17 protein-coding genes and 2 pseudogenes are annotated in these 17,187 nt (G+C 30.4%); 14 read left to right on the forward strand and 5 right to left on the reverse strand.

Translation table 11 applies throughout. From position 1 onward, the window contains the following. Positions 1-5 precede the first annotated feature (5 nt). The gene (locus tag ACZ41D_RS04320) at positions 6-1,238 is read right to left on the reverse strand and encodes a DNA polymerase Y family protein (protein WP_464152701.1); all 1,233 of its coding nucleotides are present in this window, start codon (positions 1,236-1,238) and stop codon (positions 6-8) included. Positions 1,239-1,489: 251 nt separating this feature from the next. Between ACZ41D_RS04320 and ACZ41D_RS04325 the strand changes: the two genes are divergently transcribed. Beyond that, a complete protein-coding gene (locus ACZ41D_RS04325; RefSeq protein ID WP_464152702.1) occupies positions 1,490-1,975 on the forward strand; it encodes an N-acetyltransferase family protein in 486 nt (161 codons plus the stop codon). A gap of 85 nt (positions 1,976-2,060) precedes the next feature. On the opposite strand, the pseudogene ACZ41D_RS04330 reads toward ACZ41D_RS04325, so the two are convergent. Beyond that, positions 2,061-2,309 (reverse strand): annotated as a pseudogene (locus tag ACZ41D_RS04330) (sensor histidine kinase); the annotation flags it as partial. 42 nt (positions 2,310-2,351) lie between these two features. Beyond that, positions 2,352-2,960 carry a response regulator transcription factor gene (locus ACZ41D_RS04335; protein WP_464152703.1) on the reverse strand — a complete coding sequence of 203 codons (609 nt, stop codon included), beginning with the start codon at positions 2,958-2,960 and terminating at the stop codon, positions 2,352-2,354. Between the two features lie 218 nt (positions 2,961-3,178). On the opposite strand from ACZ41D_RS04335, the gene ACZ41D_RS04340 reads away from it, so the two are divergent. From ACZ41D_RS04340 to ACZ41D_RS04390, 11 genes and pseudogenes are all read left to right on the forward strand, one after another. Next, entirely contained in the window at positions 3,179-3,421 is a 243-nt protein-coding gene (locus ACZ41D_RS04340; protein ID WP_464152704.1) for a hypothetical protein, read from the forward strand. Continuing rightward, positions 3,385-3,843, forward strand: coding sequence for a hypothetical protein (locus ACZ41D_RS04345; protein ID WP_464152705.1), 459 nt, complete (start codon positions 3,385-3,387; stop codon positions 3,841-3,843). Before ACZ41D_RS04340 ends, ACZ41D_RS04345 begins: the two co-directional genes overlap by 37 nt. Continuing rightward, positions 3,840-4,514, forward strand: a complete 675-nt coding sequence (locus tag ACZ41D_RS04350) for an efflux RND transporter periplasmic adaptor subunit (RefSeq protein ID WP_464153112.1) — start codon at positions 3,840-3,842, stop codon at positions 4,512-4,514. Before ACZ41D_RS04345 ends, ACZ41D_RS04350 begins: the two co-directional genes overlap by 4 nt. A 2-nt stretch (positions 4,515-4,516) precedes the next feature. Continuing rightward, positions 4,517-5,191 carry an ABC transporter ATP-binding protein gene (locus ACZ41D_RS04355; RefSeq protein WP_464152706.1) on the forward strand — a complete coding sequence of 225 codons (675 nt, stop codon included), beginning with the start codon at positions 4,517-4,519 and terminating at the stop codon, positions 5,189-5,191. A gap of 72 nt (positions 5,192-5,263) precedes the next feature. Next, positions 5,264-5,715: pseudogene (locus tag ACZ41D_RS04360) on the forward strand (ABC transporter permease); the annotation flags it as partial. Positions 5,716-5,775: 60 nt separating this feature from the next. Next, entirely contained in the window at positions 5,776-6,162 is a 387-nt protein-coding gene (locus tag ACZ41D_RS04365; protein ID WP_464153113.1) for an ABC transporter permease, read from the forward strand. A gap of 160 nt (positions 6,163-6,322) precedes the next feature. Then, entirely contained in the window at positions 6,323-8,212 is a 1,890-nt protein-coding gene (locus tag ACZ41D_RS04370; RefSeq protein WP_464152707.1) for an OPT family oligopeptide transporter, read from the forward strand. Between the two features lie 457 nt (positions 8,213-8,669). After that, a complete protein-coding gene (locus tag ACZ41D_RS04375) occupies positions 8,670-10,574 on the forward strand; it encodes an OPT family oligopeptide transporter (RefSeq protein WP_464152708.1) in 1,905 nt (634 codons plus the stop codon). A gap of 66 nt (positions 10,575-10,640) precedes the next feature. Beyond that, positions 10,641-10,976, forward strand: coding sequence for a PqqD family protein (locus tag ACZ41D_RS04380; protein ID WP_464152709.1), 336 nt, complete (start codon positions 10,641-10,643; stop codon positions 10,974-10,976). Between the two features lie 10 nt (positions 10,977-10,986). Beyond that, positions 10,987-11,325 (forward strand): hypothetical protein, encoded by a 339-nt coding sequence (locus ACZ41D_RS04385; RefSeq protein WP_464152710.1) that lies wholly within the window; start codon positions 10,987-10,989, stop codon positions 11,323-11,325. Positions 11,326-11,332: 7 nt separating this feature from the next. Beyond that, positions 11,333-12,781, forward strand: coding sequence for an aminoacyl-histidine dipeptidase (locus ACZ41D_RS04390; protein ID WP_464152711.1), 1,449 nt, complete (start codon positions 11,333-11,335; stop codon positions 12,779-12,781). A gap of 86 nt (positions 12,782-12,867) precedes the next feature. On the opposite strand, the gene ACZ41D_RS04395 is transcribed toward ACZ41D_RS04390, so the two are convergent. Then, on the reverse strand, positions 12,868-13,527 hold the full coding sequence (locus tag ACZ41D_RS04395) for a TetR/AcrR family transcriptional regulator (protein WP_464152712.1): 660 nt from the start codon (positions 13,525-13,527) through the stop codon (positions 12,868-12,870). A 31-nt stretch (positions 13,528-13,558) separates the two neighbouring features. Beyond that, entirely contained in the window at positions 13,559-14,923 is a 1,365-nt protein-coding gene (locus ACZ41D_RS04400; RefSeq protein WP_464152713.1) for an MATE family efflux transporter, read from the reverse strand. A gap of 676 nt (positions 14,924-15,599) precedes the next feature. Between ACZ41D_RS04400 and ACZ41D_RS04405 the strand changes: the two genes are divergently transcribed. Further along, complete coding sequence (locus tag ACZ41D_RS04405; protein WP_464152714.1) at positions 15,600-16,481, forward strand: DMT family transporter; 882 nt, start codon at positions 15,600-15,602, stop codon at positions 16,479-16,481. Between the two features lie 132 nt (positions 16,482-16,613). Next, positions 16,614-17,177 (forward strand): LemA family protein, encoded by a 564-nt coding sequence (locus ACZ41D_RS04410; RefSeq protein ID WP_464152715.1) that lies wholly within the window; start codon positions 16,614-16,616, stop codon positions 17,175-17,177. Positions 17,178-17,187 lie beyond the last annotated feature (10 nt).

Below are 17,187 nucleotides of genomic sequence, written 5' to 3' on the forward strand. Positions count from 1 at the left end.
CTTGTTTATAAAATACTACTCATTACAGGATAGTCTTCTGAAACCCCACCCATAAGAGGTTTAATACCAGAGTTAAGAAAGCACCCTCTAGTAACAGATTTATTATCATATTTAATTCTGATATCATCTATTGCTTTATCCAAAGATCTCTGTTTTTCATTATAATTACTGAACATGCTTAGCTGAATAAAATTATTATCGCATAAATCACTAACTCTAACTCCTAAATGTCTTATTGGTTCACCTTTCCAAGATTCGTCAAATAGTTTTTTAGCGTATTCATAAATTTGCTGAGTACTATCAGTAGGACTAAATAATTTTTGTTGGTGTGAGTAATATGCAAATTCACTAGTTTTTATGTTAATACTAACTAACTGAGCACAGTATCCGCTATTTCTTAATCTCATACCTACTGTTTCTGTAAGACTTAATAAAACCATATGAGCTTCTTTTCTCGATTCTATGTTGAAAGAAGTTGTAGTAGAGTTGCCAATTCCTTTAATTTTAAGTCTATTATCTTTCCTTACTTTAGAATTATCAAAGCCATTTGCATAGTTCCAAATCATAACACCATGAGATTTTAACTTATGTTTAATTAAATTCAAATCAAAATTAGCTAAATCCCCAATAGTATAAATACCTAGTCTATGTAATTTAGGTGTAGTAGCTCTTCCTACCATAAATAATTTTTCTACAGGAAGTGGCCACATTTTATCAGGAATTTCTTCAGGGTAGAGAGTTGTTACAGCATCTGGTTTTTTTATATCACTTGCCATTTTAGCTAGCAATTTGTTACTGGATATACCTATACTAACGGTAAACCCTAATTCTTTTTTTATGCGTTCTCTTATCTCATTAGCAACCTTAATTGGGTCATTCATATTTGTATAATCAATGAAGCATTCATCTATGCTATATCTTTGAATTATAGGAGAATATTCTTTGAGTATTTTTACCATAGCATTGCTACATTTCATATATAGTTCATAAGAAGGAGAAACTACATAAAGATTAGGGCATTTTTTAAATGCCTCAAATAAGCTTTCTCCTGTCTTAATACCATATTTTTTAGCAGGGATAGATTTAGCTAATATAATACCATTTCTTCTTTTAGGATCACCACCAACAGCAGATGGTATGGTTCTTAAGTCTAATTTTTCTCCTTTCTGAAGCCTATACACAGCTTCCCATGATAAATAAGCACTATTTGCATCAACATGAAATATTGTATTTACCATGTTAATTCCTCCAATACAAAATCCTATTAATATTATAACGAACAAATGTTCGTTTGTAAATATTATATGTATATTTGTAGAATAAAATGATAAATATTTGCGTTTATATAAATTTTTATATAATTGTAGATATAAAGCACCTGTATTATAATAAAGTAAATGAGTTAAAAGATTACAATTTGTATAATGGGAAGTTTTTGAAAATTATATTACGAAAATAAAATTATAAATGTATGAGGGGAGATTTTAAAATGGAAGTTATAATACGTAGATATAAGAAAGAAGATATACCTTCAATGTTAGAAATTTGGAACAAAGTAGTTGAAGATGCTAATGCTTTTCCTCAAATCGACAAACTAAGCCAAAAAGATGCCGAAGATTTTTTTGCTTCTCAAACTTTTACAGGTGTAGCAATAAAAGATGGTCAGGTTGTGGGATTGTACATATTACATCCAAATAATGTGGGACGATGTGGTCATATCGCTAATGCATCTTATGCCGTCAGTGAAAATTGTCGAGGACATCATATCGGAGAGAAATTAGTAAAACATTCTATGAAAATGGGACGAGAATTTGGGTTTTCTATATTGCAATTTAATGCTGTTGTTAGTACAAATGCAAGTGCAATTCATCTTTATGAAAAAATAGGATTTCACAGAGTTGGAGTAGTGAAAAATGGATATTTTCTTGGGAATGGGAAATATGAAGACATTATTATATACTATATTGAACTGTAATATAAATATGTATATACAAAGACAACTGTAATTTTAAAAGTCAAAAACACAGGGACAAACATATTATTACTTGTCCCTGTCAAGTTTACATTTCTACCCATACAAGAGTTCCTTTATTAACTTCACTTTCAATACCGTATTTAAAATTATGTGCGTCTAATATATTTTTTACAATAGCCATACCTAGTCCAGTACCACTATTATTTCGTTTTCTAGACTTATCAACTTTATAAAACCTATCCCAAATATGTGGTATATCTTCTTTTGGAATGCCTATGCCATTGTCAGCAACTTCTACTCTTACTTTATTTTCTATGTTTTTTATTTGAATAGAAACTGTACTACACTTTTATCTGATAAGTAGCTTTTTCTTTCTTCAATATAAAATTTGTCTAAGAAAACTACTTGAAAAATCCATAAATTTATATCCTGTTCCCCATACTTTACTTAACAATTGTTCTCTTGAAAATACTATATTTTGATTTAAAGCCATGAAATATAGAAGTTCATATTCTTTAGGTGTTAAATTAATCTCAATATTATCAGTAAACACTTGTCTAGACATAGGTAAAAATTTTATATGGCCTAATGTAAGTTCATTGTTTACTCTTTTATTACCCAAACTTCTTTTTAATACAGCTTTTACTCTTGCTACCATCTCTTTAGGACTAAAAGGCTTTGTAATATAGTCGTCAACACCAAGTTCAAAACCAAATAACTTATCGTATTCTTCTCCCCTAGCTGAAAACATTATAATAGGAACTGAAGAACTTTCTCTGATTCTCTTACATACACTCCACCCGTCCACATTTGGCATCATTACATCTAATAAGACAAGTGAGAATTGTGATGAAAAAAATTTATCTAAAGCGTCTTTTCCATCTACAGCTTCTTCAACAGAATAACCTTCTTTGTTAAGATATATTTTTACTAGTTTTCTCATCTTTTCTTCATCATCTACAACAAGGATTTTAATATTATTCAAAATTATCACTCCTCAAAATTGCAACTAAAAAAACATATTTTCCATAGGCTTATTTTTAAGATTTAAACTGTTTTCATCTATATAATATCATAAAATATTTCTTTATAAACCAAGTATAGGAAAAACTCATTTCTATAACATAATTTTCTCACAAATTCATCACAAATTATATCTATACTTAACTTACAACAAAAAGTTAAAACAAAAGGAGAGATAAAATGAATAAAAAATTTAAATATGTTATTATCATCATACTATGTCTAGCTATAATTTCAAGTACATATATTATAGGTTTTTCATCAAAAAGTGAAAAAAGTGTTGAACAAGCACAAAATTTTTTATCATCTCAGGTTTTTAGAGGAGATATTAAAGTTACGGCTAGTGGATCTGCTAACGTGGAACCTATATTAGTGATAAATCAAAAGTGGAAATTTCAGGATTTTTTCATGAGAAAAACCTAGAGCATATTAGTGTAGGGGATAAAGGGATTATTATACTTCCAGATTATTTTACGGAAATTGATGGAGTTGTTACCAGAATAAATAAGACACCTATTGCTAAAGATACTGGTGCAATATTATATGAAGTAGTTATGGAAGCTGAAAAACAAGGTGGATTTACCGACAATATCAGTGGCAAAGTTGTTATTAATAATAGTTACGGAACTTTTACTAGTGTGGAAGAAGCATATTTTAGTACACCAGCTCCAGAAGAAGTAAAGTTAAAAGTAGATGGAGAATTGTCAAAACTTTATGTATCTGCCGGAGAATATGTAGAAAAAGAGACATTGATAGCTGAAATTGAAAATTCAAGTATACAAAATGATATAGACAATCAAAAAATAGCTTTAGAAAAGAAAAAAATGAGCTTGCAGAAAAGATAAAGGATTTAGATGATACTGCTGTATATGCACCAATAAGTGGGTTTGTAACAGAAATAAATGTTACAGAAGGAGAACGTGTATCAGCCAATACAACATTAATGACTATAATTGATTTAAATAACCTTGAGGTAATTATTCCAGTAGATGAATTGGATATAAACAATATTGAATTGGGGCAAGAAGCTATAGTTACTGCTGAAGCAATTCCTAATGTTAGTTTTAATGCAAATGTATCTAAAATAGCTTTAGAAGGTGATGTAAATAACGGAGTAGCAACTTTTGATGTGACACTTTCTTTAAAAGAGATTGATGGGCTAAAACCAGGAATGAGTGTAAATGCTGAAATAATAATTGATTCAAAAGAAGATGCATTGTTGGTTCCAATCGAAGCAGTACAATCTAGGAAAGACAAGAAGTTTGTTTTGGTGAAAAAGGGCGAGGACAATAGCGAAGTTGAATTTGTAGAAGTTGAAATTGGATTAGTTTCTGAAGATTATGTAGAAATTGTAGAAGGATTAAATGAAGGAGATACAGTAGTGTATCAAAGTACTGCAGTTAATGAAGAAAATCAACAAAGACAAGGAATGGGCATGATGGGAATAAGAATACCTCCTTCTAGTGTAGATAACAATAGACAAAGGACGAACCGCCCATCTGAAGGAGGAAGATAATCATGCTTAAACTCAAAGGAATAACTAAAACTTATAATACAGGGAAAATACAGTTCCAAGCTTTAAAAGGAATTTCTTTAGAGGTTAATGAGGGGGAATTTATAGCAATCATTGGGCCTAGTGGTTCAGGTAAGTCAACATTAATGAATATAATAGGATGTTTAGATGTTCCTACTGATGGTGAATATTATATTAAAGATACTGAAGTAAGCAATTTAAATGAAGATCAGCTTGCGGAAATAAGAAATAAAGAGATCGGTTTTATATTTCAAAAGTTCAATCTTTTGCCTAAGTTGAATGCATTTGAAAATGTAGAGTTACCATTAATATATAGAGGATTGGATGCGAAAAAGAGAAAAGAAAAAGCACTGGCTGCTTTAGATAGTGTCGGATTAAGTGAAAGAATTGCTCATACTCCTTCAGAACTATCTGGAGGACAGCAACAAAGGGTTGCTATTGCGAGGGCATTAGCAGGAGACCCTCCTATAATATTAGCTGATGAACCTACGGGAAACTTGGATAGTAAATCAGGTTTAGAAGTTTTAAATATCTTAAAAAGTCTAAATAGAAAAGGAAGAACTATTATACTTATTACCCATGATATGGAGGTAGCTAATAATGCGAAAAGAATAATATCAATAAAAGATGGTTTGATTTCTGATGAAAGGATGAAATAAATGAATTTTATTACAACGATAAAGTTAGCGCTTAAAAGCATTGTATCAAATAAGATGAGAACTTTCCTTACTATGCTGGGAATTATTATAGGAGTTTCTGCAGTAATTATTTTAGTTTCAGTTGCTGAAGGGACAACTCAACAAGTAACAGAAAGTATTGAAAGCATGGGTACAAATTTAATTAGTGTTACTATAAATGGAAGAGGAATAAATACAACAGTATCTTATGACGAGGTACTAGAACTTAGCGATAAACCTGGAATATCTAGTATAGCGCCTGTGGTTAGTGGCCAGGTTACTGCTAAGTATGGCACTGATAGCATGAATATAACTATTGGAGGAGTAGATGAAAACTATCAAGTTGTCCAGGATCATAAAGCAGATATAGGAAGATTTATAACACCTCTTTTAAAGTAGTTGGAGTATTAGAAGAGAAAGGAAGATCTTTAGGTGGCAGTAGCGATGAAAAAGTTCTTATCCCTATAACAACAGCTCAGAGATTTTTAAAGTCAACAGGCGTCAGAAACATTTATATCCAAGCTGAGTCATCTGATGCAGTAACAAATGCAGAAAATGAAGTAGAAATGTTTTTACTAAAGAGATTTAACAATGATGATGATGCTTATAGAATTTTCAATCAAACAGAGATGTTATCAACGGTTAGTGAGGTTACATCAAGAACAAGAGAAATTGGTATAAGGAAATCTATTGGAGCAAAAAGGAAGGATATACTTGTTCAATTTTTACTTGAATCCTCAGTATTAAGTGGAGTAGGGGGACTGATTGGAGTTATCTTTGGTATAGTAGGCAGTAGCTTATTGACTAAATCTGCAGGAATAAACACTAAGATAGATCCAATGATACTGATAATTTCATTTTCTTTTTCAATTGCTGTAGGAATGTTTTTTGGAATATATCCTGCTAACAAGGCTTCTAAGCTTAAACCAGTAGATGCATTAAGGTTTGAATAATTTGTTTTTTTAATTTATTGCACTATCACATAATGTGTTATATTATGAAATAGTAATGAACTATTATTATAGAATAAAGTAAGATAATTTATATAATTATTGAAATATTAATTATTCTAAGAAAGATATACTAAATGAGCTAGTGCAAGGAAGTGATAGTGTGAAGAATAATAAGCAGGAATATTTTAAACCGTTTGTGTCTGCAAACACTCATTTACCTGAGTTAACGGTAACTTCGATTTCTTCTGGAATTATATTGGCTGTTATATTTGGTGCAGTAAATGCTTATTTAGGGTTAAAAGTTGGCATGACTATTTCAGCGTCAATACCAGCAGCTGTTGTTTCAATGAGTATGACTCGTTATTTAATGAAACGAGATTCAATACTTGAAAATAATATAGTACAAACCATAGGTTCTGCTGGAGAATCTTTAGCTGCTGGTGTGATTTTCACAATTCCAGCTATGTTCTTATGGGCTAGAGATGCAAATGTTGAATTGCCGAGTGTGGGGTTTGTTACTTTAGTCTCAATATTTGGTGGGCTTTTAGGAATTTTATTTATGATTCCTCTAAGAAAAGCATTGATAGTTAAAGAACATGGTTATTTACCATATCCAGAAGGTTCAGCTTGTGCTGAAGTTTTACTTGCTGGGGAAGAAGGTGGCGATAAAGCAAAGGCAACCTTTGCAGGAATGGGGTTTGGAGCTGTATATAAAACTTTGACTGATGTTTTAAAGCTTTTTCCATCTCGCCTGGAATATGTGTTTTCGAAACCTTTTCCTGCAACAATAGGAGGAGATTTTCTACCTGCTATTTTAGGAGTTGGATTTATTATAGGAAGGCAGACAGCAGGACTTATGTTAGCAGGTTCAATACTTAGTTGGATTATATTTATTCCAATGATTTCTGTATTTGGTGGAGAATTAACAGTTTTCCCGGCAGATGTTTCTATTGCATCGCTAGACAATGTGGGGATATGGAATTATTATATAAGATATATTGGAGCTGGAGCAGTTGCTTTTGGTGGATTATTATCATTAATTAAATTTATTCCTTTGATTGCTAGCACTATTTCAGAAACTATAAAAGGTTATAATGAAGCAGTACATAATTATTCAATACTTAGAACAGAAAGAGATTTACCACTTTCTACAGTGATTTTGGGTGTTATGTTTATTGGAGTTTTGTTAACCATTACACCAACAATTCACTTTGGGTTAGTTGGGACGATTATTGTCATTATTTTCGGATATTTCTTTGCTACAGTGTCTTCCAGAATTGTCGGTTTAATTGGAAGTTCTTCTAATCCTATTTCTGGTATGACCATGGCAACTTTGTTGATTACCGGAATGATTTATAAGGGAATTGGTCCAGTTAATTCAGATGTAATTACTTCTGTTTTTACTGTAGGTTCTATCATATGCATTATTATTGCTATGGCAGGGGATACTTCTCAAGATTTAAAGACAGGGTTTTTAGTTGGGGCAACACCATATAGACAGCAAATTGGAGAGATGATTGGAGTTGTATTTACTGGAATAGTTATAGGAGGAGTTCTTTTATTATTGGACTCAGCATGGGGGTTTGGGACAGCTGAATTACCAGCACCACAAGCAACATTAATTAAACTTGTTGTTGAAGGGGTAATGGAAGGACAATTACCATGGACGTTGATTTTTATAGGAATAGGTGTTGGCGTGATGTTAGAGATACTTCAGCTTCCAATTTTACCTGTAGCTATTGGGTTGTATCTACCTATACATTTATCAACAATTATATTTGCAGGTGGAGTTATTAGAGAATTATTAGAAAAGGAACTGTTTAATTTCGATGATTATGAAAAGAAAATTAAGGTAGATTCAGGAGTGTTATTTTCATCTGGTTTAATTGCTGGAGAGGGTATTATTGGTATTATATTTGCCATATTTACAGTTTTAAATATATCTATTGTATCGAGAATTAATCTTGGGTGGATTGGTACTATAATCTTTTTTGGTATAATTGTTTTTATGCTACTACGTTGGTCAATTTTTAAAAATGTAGAAGAATAGAGCCGTTTAAAACGGTTCTTTTTTGTTTAGTGGGAATTATATAATAAAATTAAAAAAATATTTATGCAAAAAAACAGTGCATATATGAATAATTATACACGAACTAAATTAGATAAAATTATAAAATAAAAAAATAATAAGAATAGAAACAGCAAAAAAACTCAATAATAGTATTTAGTATTCAAACTACCGATCGATAGTTTGAATATCCATTTATCTACCTAACTTAGTTAGGTAGATATCGTATATAGGTTAAAATGTGTATATTTAAGTAATTACAGCTAGATTTCATAATTTGATTTTTTAGAAAAATGTGAATATAATATTCGATGCAATGGAAGCGCTTCTATTAAAATGTGTGCACACAACATTTATTTTCAACAAATTTGGTTATTTCGTCAAATAAAAATAAAAGAATAATTATTAATTATATATATTTGTAAGGAGGAGTAGGATAATGTCTAATAATCAGAGTTCTAAAGAATTTAAGCCTTTTATTTCATCAGATAAAGTTCTTCCAGAATTTACTTCGACTTCAATTATTCTTGGTATTATTTTAGCAGTAGTATTTGGTGCTGCAAATGCATATCTTGGTTTAAAAGTTGGTATGACTATTTCGGCGTCTATTCCAGCAGCAGTAATTTCTATGGGGTTAATTAGAGGAATTTTAAAGAAAGAATCAATTTTAGAAAATAATATGGTTCAAACTATAGGATCTGCTGGTGAGTCTTTAGCAGCAGGGGCAATATTTACATTGCCAGCTTTATACATTTGGACTACTGAATGGAACATGGGTTCACCTAATTTACTTGCAATTACAGCAATTGCACTTTGTGGCGGTATTCTAGGAGTATTATTTATGATACCTTTAAGAAAGGCATTAATAGTGAAAGAACATGGTGTTTTACCTTATCCTGAAGGTACAGCTTGTGCAGAAGTACTTCTTGCTGGTGAAGAAGGTGGCTCTAAAGCTAAAACAACATTTGCGGGTCTTGGCGTTGGTGCATTATTTAAATTCTTAACAGATGGCTTTGGATTGTTCCCAAGCGAAATCGAAACAACAATACCTGGCTATAAAGGTGCTGCTATTGGTGGAGATGTATTACCTGCACTTCTAGGAGTAGGTTTCATTATAGGGCCTAAAATATCTGCATATATGCTTGCAGGTGCAGTTATAGGTTGGTTTGGATTTATTCCATTGATTGCTAATATTGGTTCAATGGGAGAAGTTATTATGTATCCTGCTACAGATCCAATTAGCATGCTTAGCCATGGAGCAATATGGGATAATTATATTAGATACATTGGAGCTGGAGCAGTTGCATTTGGCGGAATATTTAGTTTAATAAAATCATTACCTTTAATTGTTCAAACATTTAAAGATGCAATGAAGGATTACTCAAGTAGTATGGGCAGCAATTCACAACAAAGAGTTGATCAAGATATATCGATGAAAGTTGTATTAATTGGAACTTTAGTTGTTGTATTAGCAATGATGATGTTACCAATTATTCCAGTAGGACTTGGTGGAGCAATATTAATAGCTATTTTTGGATTTTTCTTTGCAACAGTTTCATCAAGGATTGTTGGTTTAGTAGGTTCATCTTCAAATCCTGTATCTGGTATGACTATTGCAACTTTGGTTATTACTGCTATCATATTTAAAGCTACAGGTAATGACGGCCATGCAGGTATGATTGCTACATTGACTGTTGGTGCAATTATTTGTATTATTGCAGCAATGGCAGGCGATACATCTCAGGATTTAAAAACAGGTTTCTTAGTAGGTGCAACACCTAAAAAGCAGCAGATTGGTGAAATAATAGGTGCTATAGCTGCGGCATTAGCTATTGGTGGAGTGCTAACTTTATTAAATAATGCATGGGGATTTGGTACTGAAAAATTACCTGCACCTCAAGCAACATTAATGCGTCTTGTAATTGAAGGCGTTATGGGTGGAAATTTACCATGGGCATTGGTATTTACAGGAGTTGGAATTGGTGTAGCTATTGAGCTTTTGGGATTACCTGTACTACCAATTGCTATAGGATTATATCTACCAATTCACCTTTCAACACCTATAATGGTTGGTGGTATATTAAGAGGTATATTAGATAGAAAACTTAGCAAGGATGAAGAAAATAATAAAACAGTTAAAGCTAAAATTGACTCCGGAGTTTTATATGCATCAGGATTAATTGCAGGTGAAGGACTCGTTGGAATTTTATTAGCCGTATTTGCAGTAACTAACCTAAATACTAATTTAGGTATAAACTTAGGACCAATAGGTTCATTAATATTCTTTGCCATTTTAACAGCATCTTTGTATATGTATTCTGCTGGTAAGAAAATTGAAAATTAAAAATTAATTTAATATAATTTAATTAAGTGGGGAGTTTTTCCCCACTTAAATAAAGAGGTGTATTAAATGAGGAAGAAAAAGAAGAATTTTTTAGATTTAGTACCTAAAAAAGTAGAAAAGATAAAATGGATAGTTTTAGAAAATGGAAATGTTCAAATTATTATCGATAGAAATGGTTTTTTTGATAAACTTGTACGATTTTTTATTAAAACTCCAGAGGTTATGCGTATTTACTTAGATGAATATGGGAGTTGTGTCTGGAAGTCAATAGATGGAAGGAAAACAGTTTATGAAATATGTGAGATACTGAAATCTAAATTTGGTAAAGATGTAGAACCATTATATGAGCGTTTTGGAACATATATGAACATACTTAAAAACAATAAGTTTATCGAGATTTAGGAGGATTTATATGAAGATAATCATTCAAATTCTCTTTATGGCTATAACTGTAGCGTTTTTGACTAGTTGGGGCTATGTAAAAAAACAAAGAAAACAGGAAGAACTGCTGAATATATTACTAAAAAAATGCGAAAAAAAGATCCTAAATGGATTTAAAGATAAATCTAGCCTTTCTAAAAAGGAAATAGAAGGTATAATAGAAGGGACTAAAGCATCGCTTTTTTGGTCAAAGGACAAAGCACAAATTCAAGATGCTAGGGCATTTAGCGATACTATTATTGAGTTTCTAGTAAATCAGTCAGTGATACAAAAAAATAATAAAAACAAGTATGAATTGGTGAAGAGGTGATAAGCTTATGGAAAGAGTATTAACAAATATTGAGCCTAAAAATGTATTTAAACATTTTGAGGCGCTAACACGGATTCCGAGAGAATCTGGCAATGAAAAAGCAGTAAGTGATTATATAGTTAATTTTGCTAAAAATCTTGGATTAGAAGTTATTCAAGAGCCATCATTAAATGTTATCATCACAAAACCAGCTACACCAGGATATGAGGATAAAAAAACAGTTATTATTCAAGGGCATATGGATATGGTATGCGTTAAGGAAGATGATATAGAGTTTGATTTTGAGAAGGACCCGATTTCAATAGTAATTGATGGTGATTGGATAAAGACAAAAGGGACTACCCTTGGAGGAGATAATGGAATAGCAGTTGCTATGGCAATGGCAATATTAGAAGATAATACACTTAAACACCCTGAGATAAAAGCTCTTTTTACTGTTGCAGAAGAAACGGGTATGGATGGGGTATTGGCCTTAAATCCAGATAATATTTCAGGAGATATTCTAATTAATTTAGATTCAGAAGAAGAAGGAGTGCTTTTAGCTTCATGTGCTGGTGGAGTTAACAATATTATAACTCTTGATTTAGATAAAAAAACAGTAACAAAAGATACTGCTTATAGGATTGTTCTAAAAGGATTAATTGGAGGACATTCTGGTGCAGAAATAGATAAAAGAAGAGCAAATGCTATTACAACATTAGGCAGAATACTAAATACATTAAGCAGTGAAGTAGATTTTGAGATAGCAATGATAACTGGTGGAGACAAGATGAATGCTATCCCAAAAAGAGCTGAAACAGTTATTGTTATTAACAGAGATGATGTTGAAAATATGCGTAAGATAGTAAATGAATGTGAAAAGATATTGAAAGATGAATTTTCAGTATCAGATCCAGGTTTAACAGTTGAATTGCAAGAGATTGATTGCCCAGAAAAAGTGTATTCAGATGAAAATAAGACAAGCATTATTAATATTTTGCGTTTAATTCCAAATGGTGTTCAAACTATGAGTGCTAGTATTGAAGGATTAGTTGAAAGTTCAAACAATCTAGGAGTATTAAGAGAAGAAAATGATAAACTAATTTTTTCTAGTGCTGTTAGAAGTTCAGTTGCATCATTAAAGGATGAAATAAATAATCGAATTCAAATGATTTGTAACTTAGTAGGAGCAGATATGCGCCTTGAAGCTGATTATCCATCTTGGCCATTTAAGGTCAACTCTGAAATTAGAGAATTGATGAAAAAAGTTTATGAAGAGCTTTACCAAAAACCTTTAAAAGTAGACGCAATTCATGCTGGGCTAGAATGTGGATTTTTAAAAGAAAAGCTTGGAGATATTGATATGGTATCATTAGGGCCAAATTTGTTTGATGTCCATACTCCAAAAGAACGATTAAGCATATCTTCAACACAAAGAATATATAAATTTTTGATTGAAGTGTTACAGAGGCTATAGAAATATTTTATTATATGAAGAAATTGTATATTAAAATTTTGACTTTAAAATTATTATGCAATTTCTTCATATAATTTATCCAGATTTTACCATTTTCGGCCTAAATCGATTGTTTTAAAGCTCATAGTTTTTCTCTTCTTTTTTTGCTTTTGGAGAGATAAACTGGTCCATAGATTTTCATATAGTGTTTTTCTTATACTATGTAAATCTATTTTTTTATAAATACTAGATATGACTATAAGTCCTTCAATTCTTGATAATATTTCAATTGCAGTAGTTTTATAATCTAGGGAAGTTTTAATTTCTCCACGCTCTTGACCTGTTTTTAGTATTTTCTCAATTTCCTCAATTAGAAAGTCAAAATAATCATTTATAGTTTTAGCTACGTTTTCAAATCTATTTGACGTCATTTGGAATATAGTTTCAATATTAATAGTCTCATCATAGCTATTCCCAATTAATACTGAAAGATTAGAATTAAAATTTAAAATTGCTTCAAAAAAATTTTCAAGTTGTTCTTTTGTAGATTTTGATGAGTCATGTACTTTTGATAAAGTATTTTTTAACTCATTAATAATTAGTTCGATACTTTTTGATAGCAACTCTTCTTTTGATTTATAATGATAATAAATAGAAGGTTTTTTTATGCCTACTTCGTTAGCAATCTGACTTAATGTAGTATGGTCATAACCTTGAGTCAGAAAATATTTAAGCGAAACTTTTAAAATTTGCTCTTTGGTTGACATATAATCTACCCCCCGTTAGTTTATTATATAGCTATACAAGTTCTGCGTCATATATATTTTTTCTTTTATACAAAATAAAGCTCATCAAAAACCTCACAACTAAATCAACACACATAACTGTCCATATGGCTATTATTCCTAAGTTAAATACATATGATAAAAGGTATGAAAATGGTATTCTTATTATCCATATTCCTACACCTGCTACGAACATTGGAACTTTTGTGTATCCTGCACCCCTTAATGCTCCATTTAATACACCTGATATATTTTGTGGTATCTGAACTAGGCCCATTAATATTAAATATTTTACACCTAAGTCAATGACTTCTTGTTCATTAGTTAAAAGGTTCAGAATCATGCTTGGGAAAAATACTAATAATATTACACTAAAACTTGTAACCATTAGAGAACCTTTAACAGTTTCTTTTAAATATATTTTTCCTAATTCTTTATTTCTAGCTCCTAAAGATTGACCAATAAAAGCAGTTGCAGCGATAGAAAATCCTGCTGCTGGCATATAAGATATAGCTTCTGCTTGTAATCCTAACTGATATGCTGCCATTGCTGTTTCACCATATCCTAATATAACTCTTATTAGTAAAATTGATCCTATATTCCAAAATATTGATTCAAATGCAGTTGGTGTACCTAATTTATATACAGCTAATACCTGTTTTATATCAATTTTAAAGAAATTATTATTGTATGATGATCCTAATATTCCATCCTTGTTGAATAATACATAAATTCCTATCATAGCTGCTATAAATTGACCAATAACCATAGCAATAGCAGCTCCCTTAATGCCTAATACTGGAAAACCTAAATTGCCAAAAATTAATCCATATCCAAAACAGATATTAAAAACATTCATTATAAATGCAATATACATAGGAGTTTTAGCATTGCCCATACCTTGTAATATCCCAGCTACTACTAGCATTATGCCTAAAAATGGTATACCCCATGATACTGTTTTTAAGTATATAACTCCATTATTCAATATATTAGGATTAGGGTTATATATAACTTTTAACAATTTTTCTGCATTCCAAAATATAATTTGCTGCAAAACTATTGCCACTGTAATTATTGATAATAATGTTTGCTGAACTACTTTTCTTAATTTTTTAAAATTGTTTGCACCATAGGCTTGGGCGACAAAAACAGACGCTCCTGTTGTGATACCTTTAAAAATTGCCCATATTATTTTAATGATTCTATCACTTATACCAAAGGAACTTATTGCAACTTTTCCTATTCTACCTAGCATACCAGTAGATATAAATCCTGCTGTCATCTGCAATATGTTTTCTGTTGCAATAGGTATAATCATAGAATATATTTTTTTTCTTACTATTTTTATTGAGGGTTTTTTATCATTTGTTTCCATCTTATTTGCTCCTTGTTATAATATTTCGACACACTAATTATATAATAATTTACGACAAAAAACTATTAAAAAAGAAGAACAGATTTTTGAGAATCAAAATCTGTTCTTTGTCATGTTTTTTTTAATAATTAGCACCTGTGTCCCCAATATGGATAGTGTATAAATATTATTATGATGATGAATATCCAGAATAACCATTTATCATCAAAACAATCAAATAATCCTGTACTTTCAGCCATGCAAGACACCTCCTTCCATTAATAATGGAATTTAATTGTAAAATAAACTATAATTAATTTTTCGTACTATGATATTATATTTTTTAATATATAATATGTTACTTTATGTTATTGTGATATAATTATTATTAATTAACCATGTGTGAAAAAACTGAGTATAATAAGTAGTGTATTAAGCATATAAAGGCTAGAAACGGAGTGATTTATGTGTATAGAGAATATAGAGCTTTTTGCTCATGGAGTCTATATTTAAGGAGCCTTTAAGATTGAAAGAAAAAGATATTATAAAAGTTAATAATTATTATATGATTGATTTGTATTTATAATATATAGGGATGTAGACAAGTTATTTCAGTAGTGTTTAAATAAGTTTCTATGAAATTAATTTTTTAATACATTCAATCATTAAACAAATAAATAATATTGGAGTGACGGCGTTGAATAATGACAAAATAAAGGCGATTGTTTTCATGCTTCTTTCTTCATTAAGTTTTGCAGCTATGGGAGCATTTGTTAAATTATCAGGAGATTTACCTACTTTTCAAAAAGCGTTTTTTAGAAATTTTATTGTTTTACTTATATCAATCTATGTAGTGATTACAAAAAAGCAAAATCCGTGGGGGCAAAAAATAAATAGAAAGTATTTAATTGGCAGAGGTGTATTTGGTACTATAGGTATGTTGTTTTATTTTTATGGAATAGATAGACTAATACTTGCAGATTCAGGCATGCTTAATAAAATGAGCCCTTTTTTCGTTACTATCTTTGCAGCTATATTTTTAAAAGATAAAATAACTAAACATCAAATTTTTTCGTTATTTATTGCAATGAGTGGTGTTATGTTTATAATAAAGCCTAGTTTTGAATTTCAAGATTCATTTCCAGCAATAATATGTTTTATGTCAGCAGTATTTGCTGGAGCAGCTTACACATTTATAAGCTATCTTAGTGATAAGGAAGACAAATATACAATAGTTTTTTATTTTTCATTTATTTCTACGGTTATAACATTACCACCAACAATACTGAATTTTCATTTGATTAATTTTACACAATTAATATTTCTCTTATCATCAGGAGTAGCAGCTGCTTTTGGGCAACTTTTAATTACAAGTGCATACAAGTATGCACCAGCAGGCGAAGTATCAATTTATAATTACTCAAATGTAATTTTTTCAAGTATATTAGGAATTATATTTTTTTCAGAAGTTCCTGATATATTTAGCTTTATAGGATATGTTATGATAATAGGAGCAGGATATATCGTGTATAAATTTGGTAGCAATAAAAAAAATAAACCGATAAAAGACCATGTTTAAATGAAAAATTTTTTGGTATATACATCATATAATTATTTTAAGAAAGAAAAATTAACTTTTTTATTATGTAATTTCATCATTTGTGATAGTATATAGAAGAGATATTTTTATTTAGCAAGGGAGGTATAATTGATGAAAAAATCTTTAATCATTACATTAGTAATAGTTGCAATAATATTAGTACCAGTATTTATGGTAATTGGTAGTTACAATAATTTAGTAAAGCTTGACGAACAAGTGAATGGTAGCTGGGCACAAGTAGAAAACCAATTAAAGAGAAGAGCAGATTTGATACCTAATTTAGTAAATACAGTTAAAGGATTTGCAGCTCAAGAACAAGAAGTATTAATTGGAGTAACAGAAGCAAGAAGTAGATTAGAAAGTGCTTCTACTCCTGAAGAATATGCTCAAGCAAATGGTCAATTAAACACAGCACTTGAGAGATTAAATGTGGTAGTTGAAAGATACCCTGAATTAAAATCTAATGAAAATTTTATAAGATTACAGGACGAGTTAGCAGGAACAGAAAATAGAATAGCTGTTGCAAGAAAAGATTATAATGAATCAGCTCAAATTTTCAATAGCAAAATAAGAAGATTTCCTACCAATATTATTGCAAATATGTTTGGCTTCGAGAAAAGAGAATACTTTGAAATTGATGAATCCGATAAAGATGTACCTGAAGTAAATTTTTAAAAGGTGGATT

The sequence above is a fragment of the Brassicibacter thermophilus genome, assembly GCF_055378355.1.

Bases quoted from the DNA above. Each gene is read 5' to 3' on its own strand.
- ACZ41D_RS04320 (WP_464152701.1), bottom strand. From the start codon at position 1,238: ATGGTAAATACAATATTTCATGTTGATGCAAATAGTGCTTATTTATCA.
- ACZ41D_RS04325 (WP_464152702.1), top strand. From the start codon at position 1,490: ATGGAAGTTATAATACGTAGATATAAGAAAGAAGATATACCTTCAATG.
- ACZ41D_RS04340 (WP_464152704.1), top strand. From the start codon at position 3,179: ATGAATAAAAAATTTAAATATGTTATTATCATCATACTATGTCTAGCT.
- ACZ41D_RS04355 (WP_464152706.1), top strand. From the start codon at position 4,517: ATGCTTAAACTCAAAGGAATAACTAAAACTTATAATACAGGGAAAATA.
- ACZ41D_RS04365 (WP_464153113.1), top strand. From the start codon at position 5,776: ATGTTTTTACTAAAGAGATTTAACAATGATGATGATGCTTATAGAATT.
- ACZ41D_RS04375 (WP_464152708.1), top strand. From the start codon at position 8,670: ATGTCTAATAATCAGAGTTCTAAAGAATTTAAGCCTTTTATTTCATCA.
- ACZ41D_RS04380 (WP_464152709.1), top strand. From the start codon at position 10,641: ATGAGGAAGAAAAAGAAGAATTTTTTAGATTTAGTACCTAAAAAAGTA.
- ACZ41D_RS04385 (WP_464152710.1), top strand. From the start codon at position 10,987: ATGAAGATAATCATTCAAATTCTCTTTATGGCTATAACTGTAGCGTTT.
- ACZ41D_RS04390 (WP_464152711.1), top strand. From the start codon at position 11,333: ATGGAAAGAGTATTAACAAATATTGAGCCTAAAAATGTATTTAAACAT.
- ACZ41D_RS04395 (WP_464152712.1), bottom strand. From the start codon at position 13,527: ATGTCAACCAAAGAGCAAATTTTAAAAGTTTCGCTTAAATATTTTCTG.
- ACZ41D_RS04400 (WP_464152713.1), bottom strand. From the start codon at position 14,923: ATGGAAACAAATGATAAAAAACCCTCAATAAAAATAGTAAGAAAAAAA.
- ACZ41D_RS04410 (WP_464152715.1), top strand. From the start codon at position 16,614: ATGAAAAAATCTTTAATCATTACATTAGTAATAGTTGCAATAATATTA.